The 25,603-nt window shown below is 67.3% G+C and carries 24 protein-coding genes; 10 read left to right on the forward strand and 14 right to left on the reverse strand.

The annotated features are described in order from the left end of the window. Positions 1 to 44 precede the first annotated feature (44 nt). The 5 genes from infB (at position 45) to pnp (ending at position 6,958) form a co-directional block, all read left to right on the forward strand. Positions 45 to 2,876 (forward strand): translation initiation factor IF-2, encoded by a 2,832-nt coding sequence (infB, locus tag VKZ87_RS08945; protein WP_324220905.1) that lies wholly within the window; start codon positions 45 to 47, stop codon positions 2,874 to 2,876. A 35-nt stretch (positions 2,877 to 2,911) separates the two neighbouring features. Next, entirely contained in the window at positions 2,912 to 3,343 is a 432-nt protein-coding gene (gene rbfA / locus VKZ87_RS08950) for a 30S ribosome-binding factor RbfA (protein WP_324220906.1), read from the forward strand. Next, positions 3,340 to 4,251 (forward strand): tRNA pseudouridine(55) synthase TruB, encoded by a 912-nt coding sequence (truB, locus tag VKZ87_RS08955; RefSeq protein WP_324220907.1) that lies wholly within the window; start codon positions 3,340 to 3,342, stop codon positions 4,249 to 4,251. Before rbfA ends, truB begins: the two co-directional genes overlap by 4 nt. A 17-nt stretch (positions 4,252 to 4,268) precedes the next feature. Beyond that, entirely contained in the window at positions 4,269 to 4,538 is a 270-nt protein-coding gene (rpsO, locus tag VKZ87_RS08960; RefSeq protein ID WP_324220908.1) for a 30S ribosomal protein S15, read from the forward strand. Between the two features lie 263 nt (positions 4,539 to 4,801). Further along, on the forward strand, positions 4,802 to 6,958 hold the full coding sequence (pnp, locus tag VKZ87_RS08965) for a polyribonucleotide nucleotidyltransferase (RefSeq protein WP_324220909.1): 2,157 nt from the start codon (positions 4,802 to 4,804) through the stop codon (positions 6,956 to 6,958). Positions 6,959 to 7,024: 66 nt separating this feature from the next. Here pnp and VKZ87_RS08970 read toward each other — a convergent pair whose 3' ends face one another. After that, positions 7,025 to 7,804: a transporter substrate-binding domain-containing protein gene (locus VKZ87_RS08970; protein ID WP_324220910.1), complete on the reverse strand. Its 780-nt coding sequence runs from the start codon at positions 7,802 to 7,804 to the stop codon at positions 7,025 to 7,027. Positions 7,805 to 7,912: 108 nt separating this feature from the next. Here VKZ87_RS08970 and VKZ87_RS08975 point away from each other — a divergent pair, with 108 nt between their 5' ends. Next, on the forward strand, positions 7,913 to 8,755 hold the full coding sequence (locus VKZ87_RS08975; protein ID WP_324220911.1) for a hypothetical protein: 843 nt from the start codon (positions 7,913 to 7,915) through the stop codon (positions 8,753 to 8,755). Between the two features lie 7 nt (positions 8,756 to 8,762). Here the strand turns inward: VKZ87_RS08975 and VKZ87_RS08980 are convergent, their stop codons facing one another. The 5 genes from VKZ87_RS08980 to VKZ87_RS09000 form a co-directional block, all read right to left on the reverse strand. After that, the gene (locus tag VKZ87_RS08980) at positions 8,763 to 9,209 is read right to left on the reverse strand and encodes a PaaI family thioesterase (protein WP_324220912.1); all 447 of its coding nucleotides are present in this window, start codon (positions 9,207 to 9,209) and stop codon (positions 8,763 to 8,765) included. A 259-nt stretch (positions 9,210 to 9,468) separates the two neighbouring features. Continuing rightward, complete coding sequence (locus VKZ87_RS08985) at positions 9,469 to 10,959, reverse strand: tripartite tricarboxylate transporter permease (RefSeq protein ID WP_324220913.1); 1,491 nt, start codon at positions 10,957 to 10,959, stop codon at positions 9,469 to 9,471. Then, entirely contained in the window at positions 10,960 to 11,433 is a 474-nt protein-coding gene (locus VKZ87_RS08990) for a tripartite tricarboxylate transporter TctB family protein (protein WP_324220914.1), read from the reverse strand. It abuts the gene before it with no gap. Between the two features lie 12 nt (positions 11,434 to 11,445). Beyond that, positions 11,446 to 12,426, reverse strand: coding sequence for a Bug family tripartite tricarboxylate transporter substrate binding protein (locus VKZ87_RS08995; RefSeq protein ID WP_324220915.1), 981 nt, complete (start codon positions 12,424 to 12,426; stop codon positions 11,446 to 11,448). Between the two features lie 124 nt (positions 12,427 to 12,550). Then, positions 12,551 to 14,263, reverse strand: coding sequence for a PAS domain-containing sensor histidine kinase (locus tag VKZ87_RS09000; protein WP_324220916.1), 1,713 nt, complete (start codon positions 14,261 to 14,263; stop codon positions 12,551 to 12,553). Between the two features lie 131 nt (positions 14,264 to 14,394). Between VKZ87_RS09000 and VKZ87_RS09005 the strand changes: the two genes are divergently transcribed. Genes VKZ87_RS09005 through VKZ87_RS09015 form a run of 3 tightly spaced genes read left to right on the forward strand, consistent with a single transcriptional unit; the run spans position 14,395 to position 16,893 of the window. Continuing rightward, complete coding sequence (locus VKZ87_RS09005) at positions 14,395 to 15,708, forward strand: deoxyguanosinetriphosphate triphosphohydrolase (RefSeq protein ID WP_324220917.1); 1,314 nt, start codon at positions 14,395 to 14,397, stop codon at positions 15,706 to 15,708. Between the two features lie 22 nt (positions 15,709 to 15,730). Then, complete coding sequence (locus VKZ87_RS09010) at positions 15,731 to 16,330, forward strand: 2-hydroxychromene-2-carboxylate isomerase (RefSeq protein ID WP_324220918.1); 600 nt, start codon at positions 15,731 to 15,733, stop codon at positions 16,328 to 16,330. A gap of 29 nt (positions 16,331 to 16,359) precedes the next feature. Next, positions 16,360 to 16,893, forward strand: coding sequence for a cell wall hydrolase (locus tag VKZ87_RS09015; RefSeq protein ID WP_324220919.1), 534 nt, complete (start codon positions 16,360 to 16,362; stop codon positions 16,891 to 16,893). Positions 16,894 to 16,899: 6 nt separating this feature from the next. On the opposite strand, the gene VKZ87_RS09020 is transcribed toward VKZ87_RS09015, so the two are convergent. Next, positions 16,900 to 17,658 (reverse strand): glucose 1-dehydrogenase, encoded by a 759-nt coding sequence (locus tag VKZ87_RS09020; protein WP_324220920.1) that lies wholly within the window; start codon positions 17,656 to 17,658, stop codon positions 16,900 to 16,902. A gap of 95 nt (positions 17,659 to 17,753) precedes the next feature. Between VKZ87_RS09020 and VKZ87_RS09025 the strand changes: the two genes are divergently transcribed. Continuing rightward, the gene (locus VKZ87_RS09025; protein WP_324220921.1) at positions 17,754 to 19,352 is read left to right on the forward strand and encodes a class I adenylate-forming enzyme family protein; all 1,599 of its coding nucleotides are present in this window, start codon (positions 17,754 to 17,756) and stop codon (positions 19,350 to 19,352) included. Here the strand turns inward: VKZ87_RS09025 and VKZ87_RS09030 are convergent. The 7 genes from VKZ87_RS09030 to VKZ87_RS09060 are packed head-to-tail and all read right to left on the reverse strand — an operon-like array spanning position 19,349 to position 25,599. Beyond that, complete coding sequence (locus VKZ87_RS09030; protein ID WP_324220922.1) at positions 19,349 to 19,858, reverse strand: hypothetical protein; 510 nt, start codon at positions 19,856 to 19,858, stop codon at positions 19,349 to 19,351. The two genes, VKZ87_RS09025 and VKZ87_RS09030, sit on opposite strands and share 4 nt — an antisense overlap. After that, complete coding sequence (locus VKZ87_RS09035; RefSeq protein WP_324220923.1) at positions 19,851 to 20,321, reverse strand: DUF3306 domain-containing protein; 471 nt, start codon at positions 20,319 to 20,321, stop codon at positions 19,851 to 19,853. The genes VKZ87_RS09030 and VKZ87_RS09035 overlap by 8 nt, the downstream gene beginning before the upstream one ends. Next, positions 20,318 to 20,803, reverse strand: a complete 486-nt coding sequence (locus tag VKZ87_RS09040) for a DUF3305 domain-containing protein (RefSeq protein WP_324220924.1) — start codon at positions 20,801 to 20,803, stop codon at positions 20,318 to 20,320. Before VKZ87_RS09040 ends, VKZ87_RS09035 begins: the two co-directional genes overlap by 4 nt. 12 nt (positions 20,804 to 20,815) lie before the next feature. Continuing rightward, complete coding sequence (locus tag VKZ87_RS09045; RefSeq protein ID WP_324220925.1) at positions 20,816 to 20,986, reverse strand: hypothetical protein; 171 nt, start codon at positions 20,984 to 20,986, stop codon at positions 20,816 to 20,818. Between the two features lie 3 nt (positions 20,987 to 20,989). Further along, a complete protein-coding gene (locus tag VKZ87_RS09050; RefSeq protein ID WP_324220926.1) occupies positions 20,990 to 22,021 on the reverse strand; it encodes a formate dehydrogenase subunit gamma in 1,032 nt (343 codons plus the stop codon). Positions 22,022 to 22,040: 19 nt separating this feature from the next. After that, entirely contained in the window at positions 22,041 to 22,634 is a 594-nt protein-coding gene (gene fdh3B / locus VKZ87_RS09055; RefSeq protein WP_324220927.1) for a formate dehydrogenase FDH3 subunit beta, read from the reverse strand. 16 nt (positions 22,635 to 22,650) lie between these two features. Beyond that, positions 22,651 to 25,599, reverse strand: a complete 2,949-nt coding sequence (locus VKZ87_RS09060) for a formate dehydrogenase subunit alpha (RefSeq protein ID WP_414655639.1) — start codon at positions 25,597 to 25,599, stop codon at positions 22,651 to 22,653. Positions 25,600 to 25,603: the final 4 nt, after the last annotated feature.

The following is a 25,603-nucleotide window of genomic DNA, read 5'->3' on the forward strand; positions in this document are numbered from 1 at the left end:
GACGAGTAGAGAGCCGCGTGGCGGCAGGCGGAAGCGGATTAGGTATGAGCGACGTGAACGAGCAGGACAAGGAAAAGGCGACGGCGCGGCCCAAGCGGCTGGAGCTGAAGAAGACGGTCGAGACCGGGCAGGTCCGGCAGAGCTTCAGCCATGGCCGCACCAAGGCGGTGACCGTCGAGGTGCGCAAGAAGCGCACCATCGTACCGCCCGGCGCCGCGAAGCCCGCTGCTCCCGCCGCCGAGCCGGCCGCATCGCCGGCTGCCCGGCCGCCCGCGGCGGCCCGCACCGCGGCGGCGCCCAGCGTGCATGTGCCATCGCTGGCCGAGAAATTCGCCGAGCATGAGGCCGCCAAGGCCGCCGAGGAAGCGGCCCGCGCCGCCGAGCAGGCGACTGCCCAGGCAGCCGCTCCGGCTGCTGCGCAGGCGCGCGCGCCCGAGCCCGAGGGCCGAACCGCCCCGGCCGCTGCTGCAGCCCCGTCGCCGGCCGCGGCCACGCCGCGCCAGGGACCGCGCATGACGGCGCAGCCGACCGGCGATGTGCGTCCGGGCCGTTCGGATCGCACCGCCCGGTCGCAGCGTCCGACCGGCATGGTGCTGAAGTCGCTGACCGAGGAAGAGAAGCAGGCCCGCGCCCGCAACGACGACCTCCGCAGCAAGCTGGGCGAGATGCGCCGCGTGGCCGAAGAGGACATGCGCCGCCGCCAGGACGAACTGTCCCGCGTGCATGCCGAGCGCGAAGCCGCGCTGCGCCGCCAGGCCGAGGAAGACGCCCGCAAGCGGGCCGAGGAAGAGGCGCGCAAGAAGGCGGAAGCCGAGGCTGCCCGCCGTCTGGCCGCCGCCGAGACCCAGGGAACCGCCGCCGCGCCGGGTGCGCCTGCCGGCCGTCCGGCGGACGACGATGAAGAGGAAGGCAGCGGCAAGCGTCGCCCCGGCGCCCGCACGGTGGCGCCGAAGGCGACCCCGGGTCGCGGCCGCGACGGCGCCCAGCGCCGCGCCGGCAAGCTCAGCATCACCAGCGCGCTCGACGAGAACGAGCGCGTGCGGTCGGTTGCCTCGTTCCGCCGCCGCCTCGAGCGCGAGAAGCGGGCGCATCACCAGGGTTCGGAGCAGCAGCAGAAGATCCTGCGCGACGTCGTCATCCCCGAGACCATCACGGTCCAGGAACTCGCCAATCGCATGGCCGAACGCGGCGTCGACGTCATCAAGGCCCTGATGAAGATGGGCGTGATGGCGACGATCAACCAGACCATCGACGCCGATACCGCCGAACTGGTGGTGAGCGAGTTCGGCCACCGCGTCCAGCGCGTTGCCGAATCCGACGTCGAACTCGGCCTGGGCGGCGAGCAGGATGCCGAGGACACGCTGCGTCCGCGTCCGCCGGTCGTCACCGTCATGGGCCATGTCGACCACGGCAAGACCTCGCTGCTCGACGCGCTGCGCCAGACCGACGTCGCCAGCGGCGAAGCCGGCGGCATCACCCAGCATATCGGCGCCTACCAGGTGCATATGCAGTCGGGCAAGTCGATCACCTTCCTCGACACGCCGGGTCACGAAGCCTTCACCCAGATGCGCGCCCGCGGCGCCAAGGTCACCGATATTGTGGTCCTGGTGGTCGCGGCCGACGACAGCGTCATGCCGCAGACGGTGGAAGCGATCCATCACGCCAAGGCGGCCGGCGTGCCGCTCGTCGTGGCGATCAACAAATGCGACAAGCCGCAGGCCAACCCGCAGAAGGTGCGCCAGGAGCTGCTGAACCACGAGGTCGTGGTCGAGCAGATGGGCGGCGAGGTCCAGTCGGTCGAGGTTTCGGCCAAGACCCGCAAGGGCCTGGATGCGCTGGAAGAGGCGATCCTGCTGCAGGCGGAAATCCTCGACCTCAAGGCCAATCCGGACCGCAAGGCGGAAGGCGTCGTGGTTGAAGCCAAGCTGGAACGCGGCCGCGGCTCGGTCGCCACCGTGCTGGTGCAGCGCGGCACCCTGCATGTCGGCGATGTCTTCGTGGCCGGCAGCAGCTGGGGCCGCGTGCGCGCGCTGATCGACGACAAGGGCAAGAACGTCGTGTCGGCCGGGCCGGCGGTGCCGGTCGAGGTGCTCGGCCTGCAGGGCACGCCCGAGGCCGGCGACGAGTTCGTCGTGGTCGAGAACGAGGCCCGCGCCCGCGAGGTCGCCGAGTTCCGCGAGCGCAAGCAACGCGAGGCCCGTTCCGCGGTGTCGGCGCGCGGCACGCTCGAGCAGATGTTCTCCAAGATCAAGGCCGGCGAGCAGAAGGAACTGCCGATCGTCGTCAAGACCGACGTGCAGGGCTCTCTGGAAGCGATCCTGGCGGCGGCAAAGAAGCTCAGCACCGACGAAGTGGCGGTGCGCGTGCTGCATGGCGCCGTCGGCGGCATCAACGAGTCGGACGTCGCCCTGGCGGCGGCCTCGAAGGGCGCCATCATCGGCTTCAATGTCCGTGCCTCGAAGCAGGCGCGCGACCTGGCCGAGCGCGACGGCGTCGACATCCGCTACTACTCGATCATCTACAACCTGATGGACGACCTGAAGGCGCTGCTGTCCGGCATGCTGGCGCCGACCATCCGCGAGAACTTCCTCGGCTACGCCGAGATCCGCGAGGTGTTCAACATCTCCAAGGTCGGCAAGGTCGCGGGCTGCATGGTCACCGAAGGCCTGGTCAAGCGCGGCGCCAAGGTGCGCCTGCTGCGCGACAACGTGGTGATCCACGAGGGTCAGCTCTCCACGCTCAAGCGCTTCAAGGACGACGTCCGAGAGGTCAAGCAGGGCATGGATTGCGGCATGTCGTTCGAGAACTACAACGACATCCAGCAGGGCGACGTGATCGAGTGCTTTGAACTCGAGAGTGTGGCGCGCGAGCTGTAAGCCGCGCGCCGGCCTTTTTTCCAGGAGCAGGCTGTATGGCACAGCGCAAGCGTGCAGGCGGCGGCCGTGACGAACTGCCCGGCGGGCGCAGCCAGCGCCAGCTGCGTGTCGGCGAGGAGCTGCGGCATATCCTCTCGGACGTGCTGCGCAACGGCCATTTCCGCGATCCCGATCTCGCCGACCTGGCGGTGACGGTGACGGAAGTGCGCGTCAGCCCGGATCTGAGGGCGGCCACCGCCTTCATCATGCCGCTGGGCGGCAAGGACGGGCCGAAGATCATCGCCGCGCTCAACCGCGCCCAGGCCTATATCCGCACCGAGGCCGTCAAGCAGATCAACCTGCGGGTCGCGCCGACCTTCTCGTTCAAGCTGGACCACAGCTTCGACGAGGCGGAGCGGGTGTCCAGGCTGCTGCAGCAGCCGACGGTGCGCGCCGATATCGAGAAAACCGAGACGCCCGAGGAATGAGCCGACGCCGCCGCGGCCAGCCGGTGCATGGCTGGATCAATGTCGACAAGCCGCCCGGCCTGACCTCGACGCAATGCCTCGCCAGGGTCCGCCATCTCACCAACGCCGCCAAGGCCGGCCATGGCGGCACGCTGGACCCGCTGGCCACCGGCATTCTTCCGATCGCCCTGGGCGAGGCGACCAAGACGGTCAGCTGGGTCATGGATGCCGGCAAGACCTACCGCTTTACCGCGCGCTGGGGCGAGGCCACCGCGACCGACGACATGGAGGGCGAGATCGTCGCCCGCTCGGACCATCGCCCCGGCCGGGCCGCCATCGAGGCCGTCCTGCCGCGCTTCACCGGCGAGATTCTGCAGAAGCCGCCGGCCTTCTCGGCGCTCAAGGTCGCCGGGGAGCGGGCCTACGACCTGGCCCGGGCCGGCCGGGCGCCGGATCTGGCGCCCCGCCCGGTCCGGATCGACGGGCTGCGGCTGGTGGATATTCCGGAGGCGGATCATGCCGTGTTCGAGGTCGATTGCGGCAAGGGGGCCTATGTGCGGGCCCTGGCCCGGGATCTGGGCCAGGCGCTGGGCACCTGCGCCCATGTCACCGCCCTGCGGCGGACCCGGGTCGGGCGGTTCGATGAAAAATCGGCCTTTTCGCTGGATTCACTGGCCGATCTGTGCCAAAAGGGCGCCGCGCACGCGTATCTGTTGCCGGTTGAAACCGCGCTGGACGACATCCCGGCCCTGGTTGTGACCGGCCCTCAGGCCGACCGCCTCAGGCATGGCCAGTCGATACGGATCGCGACTGCGGCTCCCGGACTCCCCCCGGAAGGCGAAATCCTCGTCATGGCAGGCGGCAAGGCCGTCGGCATGGCCGAGCGTTCCGCCGACGAGGTCCGCCCGCTGCGTTTGTTCAACCTGTGATGTCGCGGAGTTAGACGATGACGATTACTGCCGAGCGCAAGGCCGCGCTGCTCAACGAATACGCCACCAAGAAGGGCGACACCGGTTCGCCGGAGGTCCAGGTGGCCCTGCTCACCGAGCGCATCAACAATCTCACCGAGCATTTCAAGACGCACAAGAAGGACGTGCATTCGCGTCGCGGTCTGCTGATGATGGTGAGCAAGCGTCGCAGCCTGCTCGACTATCTCAAGCGCACCGACTCGGCGCGCTATGACACGCTGATCCAGCGTCTGGGACTGCGCAAGTAAGGAATATGGCCGCTGGCGCAACAGAGGACGCAGGCGGCCGTAGGCCGGACACGACTTTTCTCGCCCGTTCCCGGCAACAGCCGGGAACGGGCGTTGTTTTTACGGCGTGGTCCGGTCAGGCCGGTTGTCGGGATGGGCTCGACGGCCGGTTTGCCGCGCAGGGCTGAAAGCAGCCCTGCCGGCCGGGCGGAAGGCGATGGGCGCCGTTCCGCCGGGTGCCGTCCGTCAGGGACGGCGGCGCCTTAGAAGGAAGAAGGTAGACAATGTTCAACATCCATAAGACCGAACTGATGTGGGGCGGGCGCAAGCTCGTCATCGAGACGGGTAAGGTCGCCCGCCAGGCCGACGGCGCCGTCATGGTGACTTACGGCGACACGATCGTGCTCTGCACCGCCGTCGCCGCGAAGGCGCCGAAGCCGGGCGTGGATTTCTTTCCCCTCACCGTGAATTACCAGGAGAAGACCTTTGCCGCCGGCAAGATTCCGGGCGGCTTCTTCAAGCGGGAAGGGCGCCCGACCGAGAAGGAGACGCTGGTTTCGCGCCTGATCGACCGCCCGATCCGTCCGCTCTTTGCCGAAGGCTTCCGCAACGAGACGCAGGTGATCGCCACCGTGCTGTCGCATGACATGGAGAACGATCCCGACATCGTCGCCATGATCGGCGCCTCGGCCGCGCTCACCATCTCGGGCATTCCCTTCATGGGCCCGATCGGCGCCGCCCGTGTCGCCTACATCAACGGCGAATACGTGCTGAACCCGACCCGCTCGCAGATGGCGGATCCGAACAACAAGCTGGATCTCGTCGTGGCCGGCACTGCCGACGCCGTGCTGATGGTGGAATCGGAAGCCCAGCAGCTGCCGGAAGACGTCATGCTCGGCGCCGTGATGCACGGCCACAAGGGCTTCCAGCCCGTCATCGAGGCGATCATCGGCCTGGCCGAACGCGCCGCGAAGGAGCCGATGCCGCTGGCCGAGCGCTCGGGCTACGAGGCCTGCGTGAAGAAGCTGCAGGACTCGGGCATCGAGGCCGAGCTGCGCGTCGCCTACCAGGAGAAGGTCAAGCAGGCCCGCTATGCCAAGGTGGCCGAGGTGAAGGCCAAGGCCAAGGCGCTGTTCGCCGAGGACGAGGCCAATCCGGTCGACATCGCCGACGCCTTCAAGGATCTCGAAGCCAAGGTCGTGCGCTTCAACATCCTCGATACCGGCCTGCGCATCGATGGTCGCGACACCAAGACGGTGCGGCCGATCGTGTGCGAAGTCGGCGTGCTGCCGCGCGCCCATGGCGCCGCGCTGTTCACCCGCGGCGAGACCCAGGCGCTGGTGGTCACCACGCTGGGCACCGGCACCGATGAGCAGATCATCGACGCCCTCGAGGGTGAATACCGCGAGAGCTTCATGCTGCATTACAACTTCCCGCCCTATTCGGTCGGCGAAGCCGGCCGCATGGGCTCGCCGGGCCGTCGCGAAATCGGCCACGGCAAGCTGGCCTGGCGCGCGGTGCGTCCGCTGCTGCCCAGCAAGGAGGAATTCCCCTACACAATCCGCGTGGTCTCCGAGATCACCGAATCGAACGGCTCCTCCTCGATGGCCACCGTCTGCGGCAGCTCGCTGTCGCTGATGGATGCCGGCGTGCCGCTGAAGGCGCCGGTGGCGGGCATCGCCATGGGCCTGATCCTGGAAGGCGAGCGCTACGCCGTGCTGTCCGACATCCTCGGCGACGAGGACCATCTCGGCGACATGGACTTCAAGGTGGCCGGTACCGCCGATGGCGTCACCTCGCTGCAGATGGACATCAAGATCGCCGGCATCACCGAGGAGATCATGCGTGTGGCGCTGGACCAGGCGAAGGCCGGCCGCATCCACATCCTCGGCGAGATGGCCAAGGCGATTTCGCAGAACCGCGCCGGCGTGAAGGACAATGCGCCGCGTATCACCACGATGACCGTGCCGAAGGACAAGATCCGCGAAGTGATCGGCTCCGGCGGCAAGGTGATCCGTGAGATCGTCGAGAAGACCGGCACCAAGATCGACATCGAGGACGATGGCACGATCAAGATCGCCTCCAGCGATCCGGCCGCGTCGGATGCCGCCGTGCAGTGGATCAAGTCGATCGTCTCGGAGCCCGAGGTCGGCGTGATCTACAAGGGCAAGGTCGTGAAGATCGTCGACTTCGGCGCCTTCGTGAACTTCTTCGGCAGCCGCGACGGCCTCGTCCATGTCTCGGAAATGGCGCCCAAGCGCGTCAACAAGCCGAGCGACGTGGTCTCGGAAGGCCAGGAAGTGCGGGTCAAGGTGCTCGGCATCGACGAGCGCGGCAAGGTCCGTCTCTCGATGAAGGTGGTCGACCAGGCGACCGGCGAGGACCTGTCGCTCAAGCCGAAGGCCGAGAACGGCGAAGCCGAGGCCGCCCAGGCGGAGTAATCCCGCCGCAGGCAGGGAAGCGCAGGGCCGGGAGCGATCCCGGCCCTTTTCGTTTTCCGGACAGGATCAGTTCAGCGCCGCGAGCGGCGCCACGATCCGCGCATAGCGCCCGTCACGGCGCATGGTCTGGTAGGCGGCGCGCAGCCGCGCAACCGCATCCGCCGGCAGGTTCGGCGAGGCTGCAATCCAGAAGCTGAAATCGTCAACCGGCGCACTGGCGCGCAGCAGCGCCGGATCGTAGCCCAGTTCCCGCCAGGTGGCGCGGCCGACCGCGTCGAGAGCGAACCACGCATCGACGCGGCGATGGCGCAGCAGCCGCGCATTGTCGATCTCCGACGCATTCGGCTCGGCATTTCCCAGCCCGAGCGTCGCCAGGGTTTTCTGCAGTTCCGATCCGCGCAGGATGGTGATCGCCGAAGCCTGCCGCGCCGCTTCCGCGTCGGGAAAGGCCGGCCCGTCGGCGAGGAAGAAGAACCGCGCCTGATCGGCATGGACCTCGCCGATCCAGACATATTTGCGCTCGCGGTCGGGCGTGCGCAGCAGCGCCGGATAGATCGCCTTCTCCCGCTCCAGCGCCAGCACGGCGCGCTGGAAGGGCATGATGCGGACGGTCGGCGAAAATCCCGCCTCCCGGGCGAGTTCCATTGCCAGCTCCGCGGCCGGGCCCGCGGCCCCGCCGTCCTGCTCGGCAACGTAGGGGAGGCGGACGGGGCTGACGATCCGCAGCTCGGGGCGGGAATCCGCGGCCGTCCCGGCGGTGTCGGCCGTCTGCGCGCCGGCGGCAGGGGCTGCCAGCAGGAGGATCATGGCCATCAGCAGCTGCTGCAGCGGGATCGCGCGCCTCATGCGCCTTCATACCATGGCGGCGCGCGGGTTTTTAAGGCCCGCCGATGCCCGATTGTTGCCGCTTTTCCGGTCTCCAATGCGCCTCTAATCTCGGGTTGGAGCAAAATCATGACCGACCTGCACGTCCCCTGCTGGCGCCACCGCGCCATTCTCCTTGCCGTCTGCGGATTGCTGGCCTGGCAGCCGGCCCGCGCCCAGACCGATGCGCAAACGCCGGCGCCGGAGACGGATGCGGCCACGGAGGATGTCGTCGCCGGCGCCACCATCGTGCGGGGCCAGTATACGATCGGCGACAACAATGCCGAATGGGAGGCCGCCATCCGCAACGGCCAGCCCGAGCGGATCGTCGAGTGGCGCAACTACGCCGATTACGGCACCGGCAACGTGATCTTCAGTTTCCATGACGGCCAGCTCATGCATTACGCCGAGCGGTCGGAACGGCGGACCGCCCAGGGCGGCATCCGGCATGTCGAACTGCATCTGTCCTTCGCCGATGGCCGCAATACCGGCGGCCGCAAGGAGATCGACGGCCAGCCCGCGCCGGTGGACCAGCAGGACATTCACAGCGCCCGGGCCCAGGCCGATGCCGCGCTGAAGCGTGTCGCCGTCACCAGGCCCGCCTGGCAGGAAACCCGGCGCGAGCAGGGCAGCAGCTTTGCGGTGATCCAGGCACCGGTCGAGGAGGCTCCGTCGGCGGAAACACGGCGTCTGGCGGGCGAGGGCGAGCACACGATCTTCCGCTGCGCCGACAATCTCTTCGCCATCGTCGGCGCGAAAGGCGAATCGCTCGTGGTGGCGCCGCCGGGCCGCGACCCCGTCGTGCTGCCCCGGCAGGCCCGCGGCGGCCTGTACGACTACCTGGGCAATGGCTGGGCGGCCCAACGCCGCGGCGATGCCCTGCAGCTGCAGGACACCTCCGGCCGCGCCATCCTCTGCACGGCCGGCAGCTGAGCCGGCATCAGGCGCCGGCCGCCCTGTCTTCCACCTTGAACACGGCGTTTGCCCTGGCCGCGACGACGTCGCCGATCCGCAGGTCGCAATGGACGGTGACGAAATTGCCGTCCCGCTCGATGCCGCCGAAATGGCATTCCAGCCATGCGCCCATGACGGCCGGCCGCTTGTATTCGATGCCCAGCCGCAGGGTCCACAGCCGCCCGATCTCGCGCCGCTGGTGATGCACGAAGGCGGCCATGAAGGTGTCGGCCAGGGTGGCGAGAAAGCCGCCATGGCCGGTGCCGTGGCGGTTGGCATGCTTCGGCCGGACATGCACGCCGTAGACCGGCGGGCTGCCGTCGCCCGGATCGCGCACATAGACCTTGCCCAGCCCTGCGAAGAAGGGCGACACGGGCGGCAGGACGACAAAGCCTTCGGGGACGGGATGGGGAGCGGGACGACGGCGGGACATGGCTGCGTTGATGACGCAGCCCGCGCGTCGTTGCAAGGCGGCAGACCGGGCGCAGGCGGCAAAAAAAGAGGGACGATCTTTCGATCGTCCCTCAGTTGGGGGGATTCTCGGGGGAGGAAAAATCGAAACAAGAAGACGCTGCAACATCAGTCCCGTTTCGATGAGTCTGATATAGGATGTCCCGGAGCCATTTACAGTGACCGCAATCACGGTCAGCGATTTATCATCGCTATGGCGAAACTGTGTCGGGAATCACAGCTCACCGGCGCCGGCGCAGGCCGCGAAGCCGCAGAAGTAGCGGTAGACACAGCAGAATCACGGTTAGTGTCAACAATGTGGCGCTCAGCGGCCGTGTGACGAGCACTGTGACATCGCCGCCGGATATCGTCATGGCGCGGCGGAATTCCTGCTCTGCGAAGGGTCCGAGGATCAGGCCGATCACCACCGGCGCGGTCGGGAAGTCGAAGCGCCGCATCAGATAGCCGATGCCACCGATAGCATAGAGCAGCACGAGGTCGACCGGCGACTGGCTGATCCCGTAGGTGCCGATGGTGGCGAAGACGAGGATGCCGCCATAGAGCCATGGCGCGGGAATGCTCAGGATCTTCGCCCAGAGACGGACCATCGGCAGGTTGAGCACCAGCAGCATGACGTTACCGACATAGAGCGAGGCGATCAGGCCCCAGACCAGCTCGGGCTGGTTCTGCAGCAGCAGCGGTCCCGGATTGATGCCGTAGGACTGGAAGGCCGACAGCATGATCGCCGCGGTCGCCGAGGTCGGCAGACCGAGCGCCAGCATCGGGACCAGCACACCGGCGGCGGCGGCATTGTTCGCCGCCTCGGGTCCGGCGACGCCCTCGATGGCGCCATGGCCGAACTGCTCGGGATGCTTCGAGAGTTTCTTCTCGAGGAAATAGCTGATGAAGGTCGGCACCTCGGCGCCGCCGGCCGGCAGTGCGCCGAAGGGAAAACCGAGCGCGGAGCCGCGCAGCCACGGCTTCCACGAGCGGCGCCAGTCCTCCTTCGTCATGCCGCCGCCGTCCTTCAGCGCCATGACGGTTGCCGCCGCCTTCGGCCGCGCGGCGAGATACAGCGTCTCGCCCACGGCGAAGAGCCCGACGGCGACGATGACCACGTTGATGCCGTCCAGCAGTTCGGGGATGCCGAAGGTGAAACGCGGCTGTCCCGTCTGCAGGTCGACGCCGACCAGGCCCAGCAGCAGGCCGAACGCCAGCGCGGTGAGTCCGCGCAGCACCGAGTTGCCGAGCACGGCGGACACGGCGACGAAGGCCAGCACCATGAGCGAGAAGTAGTCGGCCGGACCGAACTGCAGCGCGAGCTCGACCAGCGGCGGCGCCACGAAGGTCAGGCCGAGCGTGCCGATGGTGCCGGCGACGAAGCTGCCGATCGCTGCCGTCGCCAGCGCCGCCGCGGCGCGGCCCTTGCGGGCCATCTTGTGGCCCTCCAGCGCCGTGATGATCGTGGCGCTCTCTCCCGGCGTGTTCAGCAGGATCGAGGTGGTGCTGCCGCCATACATGCCGCCGTAGTAGATGCCGGCGAACAGGATGAAGGCGGCGGTCACCGGAACGTGGAAGGTGATCGGCAGCAGCAGGGCAATGGTCAGCGCCGGGCCGAGGCCGGGCAGCACGCCGACCGCGGTGCCCAGGGTCACGCCGACCAGGGCCCAGAGCAGGTTCACGGGCTGGAGGGCGACGGCGAAGCCATCGGCGAGCAGGCTCAGCGTCTCCATTCAGATGACGCCTTCCAGCAGCCCGGCGCCGATATTGAGGCCGAGCAGTTTGGCAAAACCGAAATAGGCCGCGGCCGAGAGAAGCAATCCGACCAGCGCGTCGCGCAGCGGCCGCCGGCTGCCGAAGGCCCGCGCCGTGCAGACGAAGAGCAGAACCGAAGCCGGCACGAAACCCAGCGGTTTGATCAGGCCGACATTCAGCGCAAGCCCGAGCAGCAGCCAGCCGATCGCCCGGTAGTCGAGTCTGACCTCCGCTTCCTCCGGCGGGCTTGTCCAGCGGCCGCTCCAGGCCGCGACCGCCAGCGCGAGTCCGAGGCCGAGCAGCAGCGCGCTGGCGCCATAGGCCATGACGGTCGGGCCGACCCTGGCATACATGGGGGAGACCGGAATCTGCGTGGTCTCGTAGAAGGCGAGGCAGCCGAGCGCGACGACGCCGACGGCCAGCAGGAATTCCGGTCTGCGCAGGCGCTGCATGAAGCAGCGGCCTCAGGCGAGGCCGAGATCCTTCAGAATGCCCTCGATGCGGACATTCTCCTGCTCGATGAACTTCGCGTAATCGTCGCCGGCAAGGAAGATCGACGTCCAGTCCTTGGCCTTGAGCTGCTCGGCCCATTGCGGGCTGGCATTCATCTTCGTCACCAGGTCGATCAGTGCCGCGCGCTCGCTGTCCTTCACGCCCGGCGGCGCAAACACGCCGCGCCAGTTGAACAGTTCGACATCGAGGCCCTGCTCCCTGATGGTCGGCACGTCGATGCCGGGCTGGCGCTTGTCGGCCGAGATCGCCAGCGCGCGCAGCTTGCCCGCCTTCACCTGTTCGCCGAACTCGCCCCAGCCGGAGATGCCGCAGGTCACCTGCGCCCCCAGCAGTGCGGCGATGGCAGGTCCGCCGCCGGAATAGGCGACATAGGCGACCTTCCTCGGATCCTGGCCGGCCGCCTTGGCGATCATCCCGGCGAGGATATGGTCGGTGCCGCCGGCCGAGCCGCCCGCCCAGGACACCTTGGCCGGGTCCGCCTTGAAGGCGGCGAGCAGGTCCTGCAGCGACTTGTGCGGCGACGAGGCCGGCACCACCACGACTTCGAACTCGCCGGTGAGCCGGGCGATCGGCACCATCTGTGACAGCTTAACCGGTGCCTTGTTGGCGATCAGGGCGCCGACCATCACCATGCCGCCGATCATCAGCGCGTTGCCCTGGCCCTTCCACTGGTTGACGAATTGCGGCAGGCCGACCGCTCCGCCCGCGCCGCCCACATTGGTCACCTGGGCGTTCCTGATCAGGCCGGCGGCCTTCAGCGCCTGCTCCATGCTGCGGGCGGTCTGGTCCCAGCCGCCGCCAGGGTTGGCCGGCACGAAGAGCTTCAGGGTGTCGAAAGCCTGCGCCCGCGCCGGACCGGCGAAGGACGGCAGCATGGCCGCGGCGGTGGCGCCGATGGCAGCCGTGCGAAGGAAATGCCTGCGATCCAACATGGCGTTTCTCCCGGTTATCATGTGGTCTTGTCCGGGAGTGTGAGGACTTGCCGGGGCAAAGACAAGCATCGTGCGCTCCGGCCGTGCGCGCCCGGCCGTCCGGTCGCCGCGCTTACGCCGGTATTCAGGCGGGCAGCGCGATCCGCACCGTCGTGCCCGCGCCCGGGCGGCTGCGGATCTCCAGCCTGCCGCCATGCAGCTCCACCAGGCTCCGGCAGATCGACAGCCCCAGACCGGCGCCGCTGTTGGCCCGGGCGCGATAGACATCCACCCGGTGCAGCGGCTGGATCGCGGCCCGGCTTTCGGCATCGCTCATGCCGATGCCGGTATCCTCGACGGCGATGTCGACAATGCCGTTGCGGCTCGCGGCCTGCAGGGTGATGCGGCCACCGGGCCGGTTGAACTTCACCGAGTTGCCCAGCAGGTTGATCAGGATCTGGGTCAATGCCCGTTCGTCGGCGCGCAATGTCAGGCCGGTCGGTTCGAATTCCAGCCGGACATCGGAGCGGCGCGCCTGCGGCTCCACCATGGCCAAGGCGGACGCGGCGATCCGGTCGAAATCGCAGTCGGCGACATTGATCTCCAGCTTGCCGCTCTCGAGCCTCGAGAGATCGAGCAGGTCGCTGACCAGCCGCAGCAGGTGTTCGCCCGACTGGAAGATGTGGGTGGCGTATTCCTGCTGCCGGTCGCTGAGGCTGCCGAGGTAGCCTTCCTTCATCATCTCGGCAAAGCCGATGATGGCATTCAGCGGTGTGCGCAGTTCGTGACTCATGTTGGCGAGGAAGGTGCTCTTGGCCCGGCTCGCGGCCTCGGCGGCCTCGCGCTGCTCGATCAGCTGCGTCTCGGTGTCCTTCAGCCGCGTGATGTCGATGCCGCAGGTGACGATCCCCTGGATCTCGCCGCTGCTGTCCTTCAGCGGCACCTTGAGCGCCCAGACCACGATGGGCCGGCCGTCCTGGTCCGACCAGCCCTGCTCCATGTACAGCGATTCCCCGGTGGCGAGGATCTTGCGGTCCTGCTCCTCCACCACGGCGGCGGCATCGGCACCGGCGATTTCCGACCAGGTGCGGCCGAGCAGGTCGTCGCCATAGGTGGTCAGCAGCTCGCGCATCTGCCGGTTGATGATGCGGAAGCGCAGGTCACGATCCTTGTAGGTCATCGTCGCCGGCATCGAGTCGAGCACCGTCTCGACGAACTGCCGGGTGCGGTGTTCGTCTTCGCGGGCCTGCTGTTCGCGGCGACGGCCGTTGTCGAACTCGATCATGATGAGTCCGAGCCCGGTGAGCAGATTGACGAAGATGGCGACCGGGAAAGCCGTCGACAGGTCGGCCGCGGCTTCGGCGACCTGGCCCGTATAGGAAAGCGCGAAGACGCCGCGCGCGATCATGAGGATGCCGACCGCGATATAGAGCGGTGACCGCCGGTGGATGATCAGCAGGCTGCCGGCATACAGGAGGGTCGCGCCCCCGAATGCGGCGGGCAGTCCGGAGGTCACTGGTATGACCGTCTGCTGCAGCACGACGATGACCGTGCCGATGATGATGGCCAGACCGGTTGCCGGCAGCAGGCGATCATTGCGGCCGGTCAGAACGCGGATGCCGCTGGCGATCAGAACGACGGCCAGGCAGGTGCTGACCGAGCCGAGCGCCATGAGATGCAGGGGAATGCCGGCCTGCCAGTCGGCGAGGGCAAGGATGGGGATGGGAACGGACAGGGCAGCATGGCCCAGGGCCCAGAACAGCAGATGCCGGCCGCCACCGAGGCGCCGCCAGGCGTAGACGCAGATGGCCGCGACCACGAGGGGCGACAGGGTGGTGACGGCAACGACAGGCAGCATGGGCAGACAGTCTCTCCGGCCCATCTTTCGTTTGAAAAGATTCCATTTCAATTAAAACTTGCGCCTTGCACGTATCACGTGCGAAGCGCTTGCATCGCTCGCCTGCTCTCTTCACACTCCGGCGCATGTCAATGCAGTGGTCCCGGCTCCTGTCGGCCCAGCGGCTCGGGCACAAGGGTGCCGAGCCGGTGACGCCGGCGCGCAATCCCTTCCAGAAGGACTGGGATCGCGTCGTCTTCTGTTCGGCCTTCCGCCGCCTGCAGGACAAGACCCAGGTCCATTCGCTGCCGGAGAGCGACTATGTGCGCAACCGGCTGACGCATTCGCTTGAGGTTTCCTCGGTCGGCCGCTCGCTGGGCGCCCAGGTCGGCCAGTCGGTCATGGAGCGGCATGGCCGCGATCTGACGGGGCTGAGCGCGGCCGAGTTCGGCCATATCGTCGCCGCGGCCTGCATCGGGCATGACATCGGCAATCCGCCCTTCGGCCATTTCGGCGAGGCGACCATCCAGCATTTCTTCCGCTCCGGCCCAGGCGCCGCGCTGGTCGCCGGCCTGAGCGAGCGGGAGCGCCGCGACTTCCTGCATTTCGAGGGCAATGCGCAGGGCTTCCGCGTCATGACACGGCTGCAGAACTGGCGCGATGCCGGCGGCCTGCGGCTGACCTGCGCGACGCTGGCCACCTTCATGAAATATCCCTTCGGCTCACTGCAGGCCGATCCGGCCAAGGGCAAGATCGGTCATTTCACCGCCGAGGCCGAGCTGTTCGAGGAGATGGCGCGCAATGTCGGCCTGCTGCGCCTCGGCGAGGGGCGCTATGCCCGCCACCCGCTGACCTATCTGGTGGAGGCGGCCGACGACATCTGCTATTCGGTCGTCGATATCGAGGACGGCTTCAAGCTGGGGCGCATCACCTTCAGGGAGGCGGAGACGCAGCTGCACAGCCTGCTGCGCCGCATGCCGCCGCGCTACCGCGAGATCGAGGACGAGACCTGGAAGATCGCCTATCTGCGCGCCAAGGTGATCGGCGACCTCATCGACATGGCCGTGGAAGTCTTCCTCGACTGCGAGGCGCAGATCATGGAAGGCCGCATGCAGGGTGACCTGCTGCAGCAGACCCTTGCTGCGCCGGCGCTGGCGGAAATCGCGGTGCTGACCCGGACGCGGATTTTCGAAACCCGCGAGCGATTCCAGACCGAGGTGATGGGCGGCGAAATCCTCACCAGCCTGCTGGAAGCCTTCTGCGATGCCCATCTTGCGCTGGAGCGGGCCGGCGGCGACCTGAAGCAGCTGGCGCCGCGCCAGCGCGCGCTGCTGCGCCTGATGCCGCAGAAACCCAGACCCGCGGCCAGCCGCTATGAATGGCTGCTCAGCGTCACCGACTTCATCAGCGGCATGACCGACTCTTACGCGCTGAAGCAGTTCCAGCGCCTGCGCGGCCTGCAGTAAGCGGCACCGGAGACGCGAACAGATGGCCCATATCGACTACTACTTCGCACCGCATTCGCCCTGGGCCTATCTCGGCAGCCTGAGGTTCAACGACATGGTCCGGCGCCACGGGGCGACCGTGCGGATCATGGCGATCGATCTCGGCCAGGTCTTTCCTGTGTCCGGCGGATTGCCGCTTGCCAAACGCGCGCCGCAGCGCCAGGCCTATCGTCTGACCGAACTCGCCCGCTGGCGGGAATTCCTCGATATGCCGCTGGTCGCGCAGCCGCGCTGCCTGCCGGTCGATCCGGAGCCGGCATCACGTCTCGTCACCGCCGGACGGGAGCTGGGCATCGACATGCTGCATTTCGCCCATCTGCTGGGGCGCGCGCTGTGGGCGGAAGAGCGCAACATCGCCGATCCGGAAGTGCTGGAGGAGATCGTCACCGAAGCCGGCCTCGATCCCGCGCCCCTGTTCCGGGCGGCGGATGCCAAGGCGACAACCGCGGCCATGGCGGCCGATACGGACCGCGCGATCGCCGCCAATGTCTTCGGCGTACCGACCTATGCGCTGGACGGCGAGCTTTTCTGGGGCCAGGACCGGCTCGACTTCCTGGAACGCGCGCTCGCGCGGCGGGTTTAACCGCAGCCGGAATAACCCTGCATATGGACATGGCAGCCCTACGGCTTCTGCTCAAGCTCCATCTGGTTCTCACCTTCGTCCTTCTGGCCGGCGGCCGCGCTGCGGCAGAACCGCCCCGGGCTGAGACCGTCGAAGGCGCGGCGCTGGCGACCGTGGCGGTGCCCGACGCGGCGCAGCTGGATGCCGAAACCCGGTGCCTGGCACTGGCGGTGTACTGGGAAGCGCGCGCGGAGAGCAGGGCAGGGCAGCTGGCCATCGCCCATACCGTGCTCAACCGCGTCGGCCATGACGAATTCCCCGACACGATCTGCGGCGTCGTGGCGCAGAAGACGCCGAACGGAAAGTCCTGCCAGTTTTCCTGGTGGTGCGACGGCAAGCATGACGCGCCCGAGGATCAGGAGCAGTGGGACAAGTCGGTGGAAGCCGCGCGGGCCGCCAGAAACCGGTCTGCCAGCGACCCGACGAAAGGGGCGCTGTTCTTCCACAGCACCACGGTCAATCCGAAATGGGATGGCAAGCATCAGCGGATCGGCCGCATCGGCGACCATGTCTTCTACCGCTGAAACACATCACTCCGCATAGATCATCTTCACGCTCATGCCGCCATCGATGACGATGGTCTGGCCGGTCATGAAGCCGGCCGATTCGGCAAGGAAGATGCAGGCATCCGCGATATCTTCCGGCCGGCCGACACGCCCGACCGGATGCTGCTCGCGGTCGGCCTCCGAATGCACCGGCTTCTGCGCCCGCGGCGAATACTGCCAGTCGCGGGTCTCGATCCAGCCCGGCGCGATGCAGTTCACGCGGATGCGATGCGGCGCCAGGCTGATCGCCATGCCGTGCGTGAGCGCGGATATGCCGCCCTTCGAGGCGGTATAGGCTTCGGTATCCGGTTCCGACATGAAGGCGCGGGTCGAGGAGATGTTGATGATGGCGCCGCCCTTGCCGCTCCTCGCCATCTGCCGCGCCACGGCCTGGGCGCAGACGAAGGCACCGCGCAGGTTGACCGCGAGCACGCGGTCGAAATCCGCCAGCGGCAGCTCAAGGAACGGCTTGCGGACCATGATGCCGGCATTGTTGACCAGAACGTCCGGACAGCCGAGCCTCTCGACGGTCTGCGTCACCCAGGCCGTCGCCGCTTCGGGATCGGCGATGTCGCAGCTGCGGACCAGCACCCTGGCGCCGCGCTCCTCCAGCATCCGGCGAATCTCCGTTCCGGCCTCTTCATCGGCATCGGCGACGGAAACGGCGTAGCCCGCTTCGGCGAAACGGAGCGCGACCGCGCGACCGATGCCTTGCGCCCCGCCGGTTACGGCGGCAATCTTCATGGGCAGTCTCCTGTGTCCGTCCCAGTATAGTTGCCGGGTCCCCTGCCTGTTCATATCCCGGAACGGGATTCTCGCCATCCATCGCCGGAGTTGCCATGGCCTGGAACCTCGATCCGCAGATCGTCATCCGACACGAAGCGCATTTCGGCGACCGCGTGGTGCGCTGTTTCGCCGATCGTGCCCCTCACTGTTATGCACTGTTCAGCCGTAATCTGCAGGAACGTCCGGATGCCGAGGCGCTGGTGGCGGGCGACCGGCGCCTGACCTATGCCCAGCTCGACGCGGAGGCCGGCCGCATTGCGGCGGGCATGGCCAAATGCGGCATTGGGGCGGGGATGCGGGTCGGCATGCTGCTCGGCAACCGGATCGAATTCGTTACCGTCCTGCTGGCGGCTTTCCGGCTCGGCGCCATCGCCGTGCCGCTGGGTACCCGCCTGCAGGGACCCGAAATCGCCTATATCCTCGACCACGCCGGCGCCAGCCTGCTGGTGCATGAGGCGGATCTGGCGGAACGGCTGCCGGCCGCCCGTGACCTGCCGCAGCTGCGCCACCGGTTTGCCGTCGGCGGCACCTGCCCGGGCTCGCAGCCGTTCAGCGATCTTGCGGATGCGGGAGACGCGCCGGCGCCCGGCGCGCCGGCCGAGGAAGAGACCGCGGTGATCCTCTACACCTCCGGCACCACCGGGCGGCCGAAAGGCGCCATGCTGACCCATTTCAACATCGTCCATTCGGCGCTGCATTTTCAGTACGGCATGGGGTTGACGCCCTCCGACCGCTCGCTGCTGGCGGTGCCGGCCAGCCATGTCACCGGGCTGGTCGCCATCATCATCGCGGCCTGGCAGGGCGGCGGGGCCGTGGTGATGATGCCGGAATTCAAGACGCGCGAGTTCCTCGCGCTGGCGGCGGCCGAGCGGCTGACGCATACGATCATGGTTCCGGCCATGTACAATCTCTGCCTGCTGCAGCCGGATTTCGGAGAATTCGATCTGTCCTCCTGGCGCGTCGGCGGCTATGGCGGCGCGCCGATGCCGCAGGCAACCATTGCCGGGCTGGCGAAGGTGCTGCCGCAGCTGCAGCTGATGAATGCCTATGGCGCCACCGAGACGACCTCGCCGACCACCATGATGCCGCCGCGGTTCACGGCCAGTCATTCCGACAGCGTCGGACTCGAACTGCCCTGCGCCGACGTGATCGTGGTGGATGCGGATGGACGCGAGGTGCCACGCGGCGAGCCGGGCGAGATCTGGATCCGCGGTCCCATGGTGGTGCCGGGTTACTGGAACAACCCCGAAGCCACGCGGCGTGAGTTCACCGCCGGCTTCTGGCATTCCGGCGACATCGGCTCGATCGACGCCGACGGCTTCGTGCGGGTCTTCGACCGCGTCAAGGACATGATCAATCGCGGCGGCTACAAGATCTTTTCCGTCGAGGTGGAAAATGTGCTGAGCCACCATCCGGGTGTTCTGGAGAGCGCCATCATCGGACGCGCCTGCCCGGTGCTGGGCGAGCGCGTGCACGCCTTCGTGGCGCGCAGGTCGCCCGATGTCTCAGAGGCGGATCTGAAGGCCTTCTGCGGCGAGCGGCTGGCCGATTACAAGGTGCCGGAAAGCTTCACGCTGCTGGACGAGCCGCTGCCGCGCAATGCCAACGGCAAGCTGCTGAAGCGTGTACTGCGCGAACAGGTGGCCGTCTAGCGCGCCTGCTGCGGTTCGTAGGCGGCGAGCGCGAGCAGCGCGGCGGGCATTTCCGCGCCGGCACGGCGCATGGTCTGGGCCGCATCGCGGCAGGCCTGACGGTCGCCCTGGCCGGCAACATCGCGGACCTGCTGCAGGGTCACGCCGCCGCCGAGATCGCCCGGACCGCCAGTTCCGCTCGACTGGTCGGTGGAATGGCCGCTGGTGCTGGCTTCCGCGGCGGCACCGCTCGAGACGGGCGCCGTCGGCGCAGCGTCCTTCTGCGATGCCGTGCCGGAGGAACTGGTCGAATTCGTGCTGCCGCCGCCTTGGGTGCCGGATGCCTTGTCATCGTGCCGTTCGCCGGACATCGGCTTACCCTGATCGGGTTTTTCCGGTTCGCTCGCCTTCTTCTCCGCGAAGGCCAGCAATTCCCGGCAGAGATCGGCCGGGCCGGATGGCTGCGCCGGAACGCTGCCGGCGACGAGAAGCGAACCGCCCAGAAGGGCTGCTGCAATGCTACGCATGGGACTCTCCTGATGCAGAAGGTCTGTCTTCGCAGGCCACGACATCGTCGGTTGCCGGTGATGATTGCGCCGGCGGCTCCTGTCGCGGCCCGGCATCGCCGAACACCCCACGCAGCAGAGCGGCAACCGCTTCCGTGGAGTCCAGCGGCCCGCTGCCCGGCACGCCGCCCGCGAGGTTCCAGTCATAGGAATAGTCGCGTGCCGGTCCGACGAAATCGCGGATGGCGGGGTCGAGCAGCCACATCCGGCGCAGGGCCGCATTGCGTAACCCTGCCGGCACGCCGGGCCGCAGGAAGCAGGTGACGTCGCTGTCCGCCGTCAGCTCTTCCGGTCGCGGCAGGGCGGCGATCTCCTCTTCCGTCAGCTCTTCCGGCCCGGCGGGCTCCGCGTGTTCCGGTGCATCCGGCGCCGTTTCCGCTCCCCGCTTCAGCCGCGACCAGCGTTCGAGAAAGCCTTCGTTCATGGCCGCTGCTCCGGCTCCGCGCGGCGGCGGTCGGGATCATGCCGGTTGCGCTGCCGCTTGATGAAGGGCCGTTCTACATGAAAGGCTGCCACGAAATCCGCGATGCCGGCCCGGATTTTCTCCGGCATCGGAACCGCCTCGACGACGCTGCCGATTGCTTCCGTCATGGCCTCGCCCTCATACGGATCGGCGGTCACGGAGGTCAGCTCGCAGCCGTCCTCGGTCATTTTCAGGGAAACCCAGAGCGAGGGGCGCGTGGACGTGAGATTGTCGCGGTAATGCGCGGTGGCGCTGCGCTCCAGAACCACCTGCGCCGGCCCGGCATAGAAGAAAGTGTCCTCGGCATCGCCACCCAGTTCCGCACCGGGCGTTGCGGCCGGAACCGCCGGCAGCACGGCATAGGGGAGCCAGGCATGGCTTGTCCATGGGCCGGCCGTCACCTGCCGCTTCACCACGATCACACCGATATCGAAGACATCCATGGCGTGCTCCGTTCACTTCTCCGGGCGCCAGTCGGGCCCGACCAGATTCGAGCCGGGGTCATCCACCCGCGTGCTTGACGTGGAGAAAGCCTGCCAGGCAGGCTCGCGCGCGGAGGGCAGGGTCAGTCCGACGGCGATGCCGATGGCGACGGCGAGGGCAATCCCGGCTATGACGACCTTCATCGCTCACTCCGCCGGTGCGGCGCGGCCTGAGCGCCGGTCCGCAGGCGGCACGGCAATCCTGCCTTTCGCGCGCTGCTCCTCCACCCAGGCGCGATGATGCCGCATGGCCCAGGACAGGTCGATCTCGCCGGTTCCCATGGCGCCATAGGCGCCCTCCATCCCGATCGAACCGATATAGATATGGCCCAGGATCAGGGCGATCAGCGCGATGCCCACGCCGGCATGGACGTACTGCGCGATCTGCATGCCGTTCACGTCCAGGAGGGCAAGCGGGAAGAGCAGCATGAGGCCGCTGGCCGACATCAGGATGCCGCCGAGCACGACGGACCAGAAGACGAGCTTCTGTCCGGCATTGAAGCGGCCGGCGATCGGTTCCCTGTTCCCGACCAGACCGCCACCCGCCTTGAACCACGGAATGTCGTATTTGTCGGGGATGTTGTCCCTGACCCACAGGACGAACATCAGGATGATGCCGAGCATGAAGGGCCAGGCGAGGAAATTATGGGCGTATTTCGCCCATTGCGACCAGGTGGCGAAGGTATCGGCGCCGAGCAGCGGCATCAGCAGCCGCTTGCCGAAAATGTAGTTCAGGCCGCTGATCGCCAGCACGATGAACGAGGTGGCCGTCATCCAGTGCGTGAGGCGCTCGAAGGCGTTGAAGCGGAGAATCTTGCGGCCGGTCAGCTCGCCCTCGCGCAGACGGATCCTGCCGCGATACACATAGAAGGCGGCCAGGGCGACGATGGTGGCAAGTATGAGAATGGCCCCGATCCAGGGCAGCCATGCCTCGTGGAACATCTGGTAACTGCGCCCCTGGGGCTGCTGCAGCACGCCGGCATGCTGATAGGGCAGCGTGACCCGGCCCTGCAGCTTGCCCAGCTCCTGCAGAAGCTGCTGCTCGTTGGCGGACATGGCGGTCGGGTTGGAGCCGGAGGGAGACGGCTGCGCCTCCTGCGCCGGCAGGGTGCCGGGCACGAGAAGCAGCAGCGTCAGCAGCAGGACGGAAAGTCTCCGCAGACAGCGGACCGGCATCATGCTCATTCCTCCTGGAAGCTCAGGTGACGTTCTCCTTGTACGCGGTCTGCCAGCCCCATGCGCCGGAGCCGTAGCCGCGCTGTGTCACCCGCATCCTGTAGATTTCGGCGATCACTTCGCCGTCGCCGGCGAGAAGCGACTTGGTCGAGCACATCTCGGCGCAGAGCGGCAGCTTGCCCTCGGCCAGACGGTTGCGGCCGTATTTGCGGTATTCCTCTTCCGACGAATCGGCTTCGGGGCCGCCGGCGCAGAAGGTGCATTTGTCCATCTTGCCGCGGCTGCCGAAATTGCCGACCTGCGGATACTGCGGCGCGCCGAACGGACAGGCGTAGAAGCAGTAGCCGCAGCCGATGCACAGGTCCTTGGAATGCAGCACCACGCCGTCGTCGGTCTTGTAGAAGCAGTCGACCGGACAGACTGCGGCGCAGGGTGCATCGGTGCAGTGCATGCAGGCCATCGAGATCGAACGCTCGCCCGGCTTGCCGTCATTCAGCGTGACGACGCGGCGGCGGTTGATGCCCCAGGGCACGTCATGCTCGTTCTTGCAGGCGGTGACGCAGGCGTTGCATTCGATGCAGCGATCGGCGTCGCAAAGGAATTTCATACGGGCCATCGCAGCCTCCTCCGGCTCAGGCCGGTTGTATCTGGCAGAGCGTCGCCTTGGTCTCGTGCATGTTGGTCACCGGGTCGTAGCCGTAGGTCGTGATGGTGTTGACGCTCTCGCCCAGCACGATGGGATCGGCGCCCTGCGGATACCGGCTGCGCAGGTCCGCGCCCTGGTAGAAGCCGGCAAAGTGGAAGGGCATCCAGGCAACGCCCTTGCCGACGCGCTCGGTGACCAGTGCCCTGACCCGCGCCTTGGCGGAATTCTCCGCGCCGTAGACCCAGACCCATTGCCCGTCGCGGATGCCGCGTTCGGCAGCGTCGGCAGGATTGATCTCGACGAACATGTCCTGCTGCAGTTCCGCCAGCCAGCGGTTCGAGCGCGTTTCCTCGCCGCCGCCCTCGTATTCGACCAGGCGGCCGCTGCTCAGGACGATCGGGAATTCTCTCGGGATGTTGCGGTCGACTGCCGCTTTCTGCACCGAGAAGCCGATATTGGGCATGCGGAACTGCCGTGCGTCCGGCAGGGTGGGGTATTTCGCCACCAGATCCGGACGCGGCGAGTAGATCGGCTCGCGATGCACCGGGATCGGATCGGGCAGGTTCCAGGCCACGGCCCGGGCCTTGCCGTTGCCGTAATGCATCACGCCATGCTGCATGCAGACGCGCTGGATGCCGCCGGAAAGATCAATGGCCCAGGAAACGCCGTCGACGTTGTTGCCGCCGATGCTTTCGATGACCGCCCGCTCCTCGGGCGTCAGATCGCGATCCCAGCCGAGCTTCTTCAGCACGCCCATGGTGAATTCGGGATAGCCGTCGGTCAGCTCGGACCCGACCGTGAACGAGTCCTCGGCCAGCAGCGTCTCGCCGTCGCGCTCGAGACCGAAACGCGCCCGGAACGGGCTGCCGCCATCCATCACATGCAGACCGGTATTGTAGAGAATGGCCGAACCCGGATGGCGGATTTCGGGTTTTCCCCAGCAAGGCCAGGGCAGGCCGTAGTAATCGCCACCGATCTCCGGTTCCTCCTTCGGCGCGCGCAGCGTCACGATGTCGAACTTGCTCTGATTGCGCATATGCGCCTTCAGCCGCTCGGGCGACTGGCCGCAATAGCCGGTGGACCAGCCGCCGCGGTTGATCTCGCGCAGCAGGTCTTCCGCCGAAGGCTTGTTGTCCTCGACCTTGATGTTCTTGAACATCATGTCGGCATAGCCAAGCTTTTTGGCCAGCAGATACATGATCTCGTAGTCGTTCTTCGACTCGAAGGCCGGCTCGACGATCTTTTCGCCCCATTGCAGCGAACGGTTGGATGCCGTGCGGCTGCCCTCCATCTCCAGCGAGGTGCAGGCCGGCAGCAGGTAGAAATTGTCCTTGCGCTCCGACATCGACGCGAAGGAGGTCGGATGCGGGTCGACCACCACCACGAGGTCAAGCTTCTCCATGCCCTTCACGGCCTCGGGGATGCGGGCCACCGTGTTGCCGCCATGGCCCATGATGAGAAGGGCGCGGATGGGGCTGCGCTGGTCGATCTCCTCGTCCGGCAGCAGCACGGCATCAAACCAGCGCGTCGAGGTGATGCCCGGCACAGCCATGTTTTCCTTGCGCGTGCGGGCCTTGCGCCCGCCCTTGGCCGGTACCTCGTCGAACTGGTTCTGCAGCCACTCGTAATCGACTTCCCAGACGCGCGCCCAGTGGCGCCATGCCGTTTCGGTCAGGCCGTAATAGAGCGGCAGGCTGGTCACATCGAGGCCCAGATCCGTCGCGCCCTGCACGTTGGTGTGGCCGCGGAAGATATTGGCGCCGGTGCCCGGCTTGCCGACATTGCCGGTAAGCAGCAGCGTGATGCAGGAAGCCCGCACATTGGCGGTGCCAACCGTGTGCTGGGTCTGCCCCATGCACCAGATCAGCGTCGCCGGTTTTTCCTTGGCCATCATCTCGGCAACGCGGCGCAACTGCTCGCCGCTGGCGCCGGTGATCCGCTCGACCTCGTCGGGCGGATATTTCTCGATTTCCCTGATTACCTGGTCCATGCCGTAGACGCGCTGGCGGATATACTCCTTGTCTTCCCAGCCGTTCTTCACGACATGCCACATGATGCCCATCAGCAGCGGGATGTCGGTGCCGGGGCGGATGCGGATATACATCGTGGCGTGCGCCGCCGTGCGGGTGAAACGCGGGTCGATGACGACCAGATTGGCGCGGTTGATCTCCTTGCCGGCCAGCACATGCTGCATCGCGATCGGGTGCGCCTCGGCCGGGTTGCCGCCCAGGATCAGCATCGTCTTGGCATTGCGCAGATCGTTGTAGGAATTGGTCTGTGCGCCATAACCCCAGGTATTGGCGACGCCGGCCACCGTCGTGGAGTGGCAGATGCGGGCCTGGTGATCGACGCTGTTGGTGCCCCAGAAGGCCGCGAATTTGCGCATCAGGTAGGCGGCTTCGTTGGTGAATTTGGCCGATCCCAGCCAGGAAACGGCGTCGGCGCCGCTCTGTTCGCGGATCTGCAGCAGCTTGTCGCCGATCTCGTCGATCGCCTGGTCCCAGGACACCCGCTGCCACTGTCCGTTGACCATCTTCATCGGGTATTTCAGCCGCCGCTCGCCATGCACGATCTCGCGGATCGAGGCGCCCTTGGCGCAATGGGTGCCGCGGTTGATCGGGCTTTCCCAGCCCGGCTCCTGGCCGGTCCAGACGCCGTTCTGCACTTCGGCGATCACCGTGCAGCCGACCGAGCAATGGGTGCAGATATTCTTGCGGCGTGTGATCTCCGCCTTCGGGTCGGGGCCAACAATCGCCCTGGCGGGTTTCACCGCCCCGGGATGCAGGCTGGCGAAGGCCGCCAGGCCGCCCGCGGCGAGGCCGGAGCGCCGCAGGAAGCTGCGACGGTCGAGCGGCGCCGCAGCTGGCGAGCCGGCAAACATGAATCGCTGCGGTTTTCCGGAATTTTCGCGCGTGGCACTGCGTTTGATCAGCATGGCC

It is taken from the genome of Ferrovibrio sp., from assembly GCF_035304305.1.
Lineage (GTDB): Bacteria > Pseudomonadota > Alphaproteobacteria > Ferrovibrionales > Ferrovibrionaceae > Ferrovibrio.

What these genes read in the sequence shown, in the direction of transcription:
- infB (WP_324220905.1), top strand. Translation starts at nt 45, where the DNA reads ATGAGCGACGTGAACGAGCAGGACAAGGAAAAGGCGACGGCGCGGCCC.
- rbfA (WP_324220906.1), top strand. Translation starts at nt 2,912, where the DNA reads ATGGCACAGCGCAAGCGTGCAGGCGGCGGCCGTGACGAACTGCCCGGC.
- truB (WP_324220907.1), top strand. Translation starts at nt 3,340, where the DNA reads ATGAGCCGACGCCGCCGCGGCCAGCCGGTGCATGGCTGGATCAATGTC.
- rpsO (WP_324220908.1), top strand. Translation starts at nt 4,269, where the DNA reads ATGACGATTACTGCCGAGCGCAAGGCCGCGCTGCTCAACGAATACGCC.
- pnp (WP_324220909.1), top strand. Translation starts at nt 4,802, where the DNA reads ATGTTCAACATCCATAAGACCGAACTGATGTGGGGCGGGCGCAAGCTC.
- VKZ87_RS08970 (WP_324220910.1), bottom strand. Translation starts at nt 7,804, where the DNA reads ATGAGGCGCGCGATCCCGCTGCAGCAGCTGCTGATGGCCATGATCCTC.
- VKZ87_RS08975 (WP_324220911.1), top strand. Translation starts at nt 7,913, where the DNA reads ATGACCGACCTGCACGTCCCCTGCTGGCGCCACCGCGCCATTCTCCTT.
- VKZ87_RS08980 (WP_324220912.1), bottom strand. Translation starts at nt 9,209, where the DNA reads ATGTCCCGCCGTCGTCCCGCTCCCCATCCCGTCCCCGAAGGCTTTGTC.
- VKZ87_RS08985 (WP_324220913.1), bottom strand. Translation starts at nt 10,959, where the DNA reads ATGGAGACGCTGAGCCTGCTCGCCGATGGCTTCGCCGTCGCCCTCCAG.
- VKZ87_RS08990 (WP_324220914.1), bottom strand. Translation starts at nt 11,433, where the DNA reads ATGCAGCGCCTGCGCAGACCGGAATTCCTGCTGGCCGTCGGCGTCGTC.
- VKZ87_RS08995 (WP_324220915.1), bottom strand. Translation starts at nt 12,426, where the DNA reads ATGTTGGATCGCAGGCATTTCCTTCGCACGGCTGCCATCGGCGCCACC.
- VKZ87_RS09000 (WP_324220916.1), bottom strand. Translation starts at nt 14,263, where the DNA reads ATGCTGCCTGTCGTTGCCGTCACCACCCTGTCGCCCCTCGTGGTCGCG.
- VKZ87_RS09005 (WP_324220917.1), top strand. Translation starts at nt 14,395, where the DNA reads ATGCAGTGGTCCCGGCTCCTGTCGGCCCAGCGGCTCGGGCACAAGGGT.
- VKZ87_RS09010 (WP_324220918.1), top strand. Translation starts at nt 15,731, where the DNA reads ATGGCCCATATCGACTACTACTTCGCACCGCATTCGCCCTGGGCCTAT.
- VKZ87_RS09015 (WP_324220919.1), top strand. Translation starts at nt 16,360, where the DNA reads ATGGCAGCCCTACGGCTTCTGCTCAAGCTCCATCTGGTTCTCACCTTC.
- VKZ87_RS09020 (WP_324220920.1), bottom strand. Translation starts at nt 17,658, where the DNA reads ATGAAGATTGCCGCCGTAACCGGCGGGGCGCAAGGCATCGGTCGCGCG.
- VKZ87_RS09025 (WP_324220921.1), top strand. Translation starts at nt 17,754, where the DNA reads ATGGCCTGGAACCTCGATCCGCAGATCGTCATCCGACACGAAGCGCAT.
- VKZ87_RS09030 (WP_324220922.1), bottom strand. Translation starts at nt 19,858, where the DNA reads ATGCGTAGCATTGCAGCAGCCCTTCTGGGCGGTTCGCTTCTCGTCGCC.
- VKZ87_RS09035 (WP_324220923.1), bottom strand. Translation starts at nt 20,321, where the DNA reads ATGAACGAAGGCTTTCTCGAACGCTGGTCGCGGCTGAAGCGGGGAGCG.
- VKZ87_RS09040 (WP_324220924.1), bottom strand. Translation starts at nt 20,803, where the DNA reads ATGGATGTCTTCGATATCGGTGTGATCGTGGTGAAGCGGCAGGTGACG.
- VKZ87_RS09045 (WP_324220925.1), bottom strand. Translation starts at nt 20,986, where the DNA reads ATGAAGGTCGTCATAGCCGGGATTGCCCTCGCCGTCGCCATCGGCATC.
- VKZ87_RS09050 (WP_324220926.1), bottom strand. Translation starts at nt 22,021, where the DNA reads ATGATGCCGGTCCGCTGTCTGCGGAGACTTTCCGTCCTGCTGCTGACG.
- fdh3B (WP_324220927.1), bottom strand. Translation starts at nt 22,634, where the DNA reads ATGGCCCGTATGAAATTCCTTTGCGACGCCGATCGCTGCATCGAATGC.
- VKZ87_RS09060 (WP_414655639.1), bottom strand. Translation starts at nt 25,599, where the DNA reads ATGCTGATCAAACGCAGTGCCACGCGCGAAAATTCCGGAAAACCGCAG.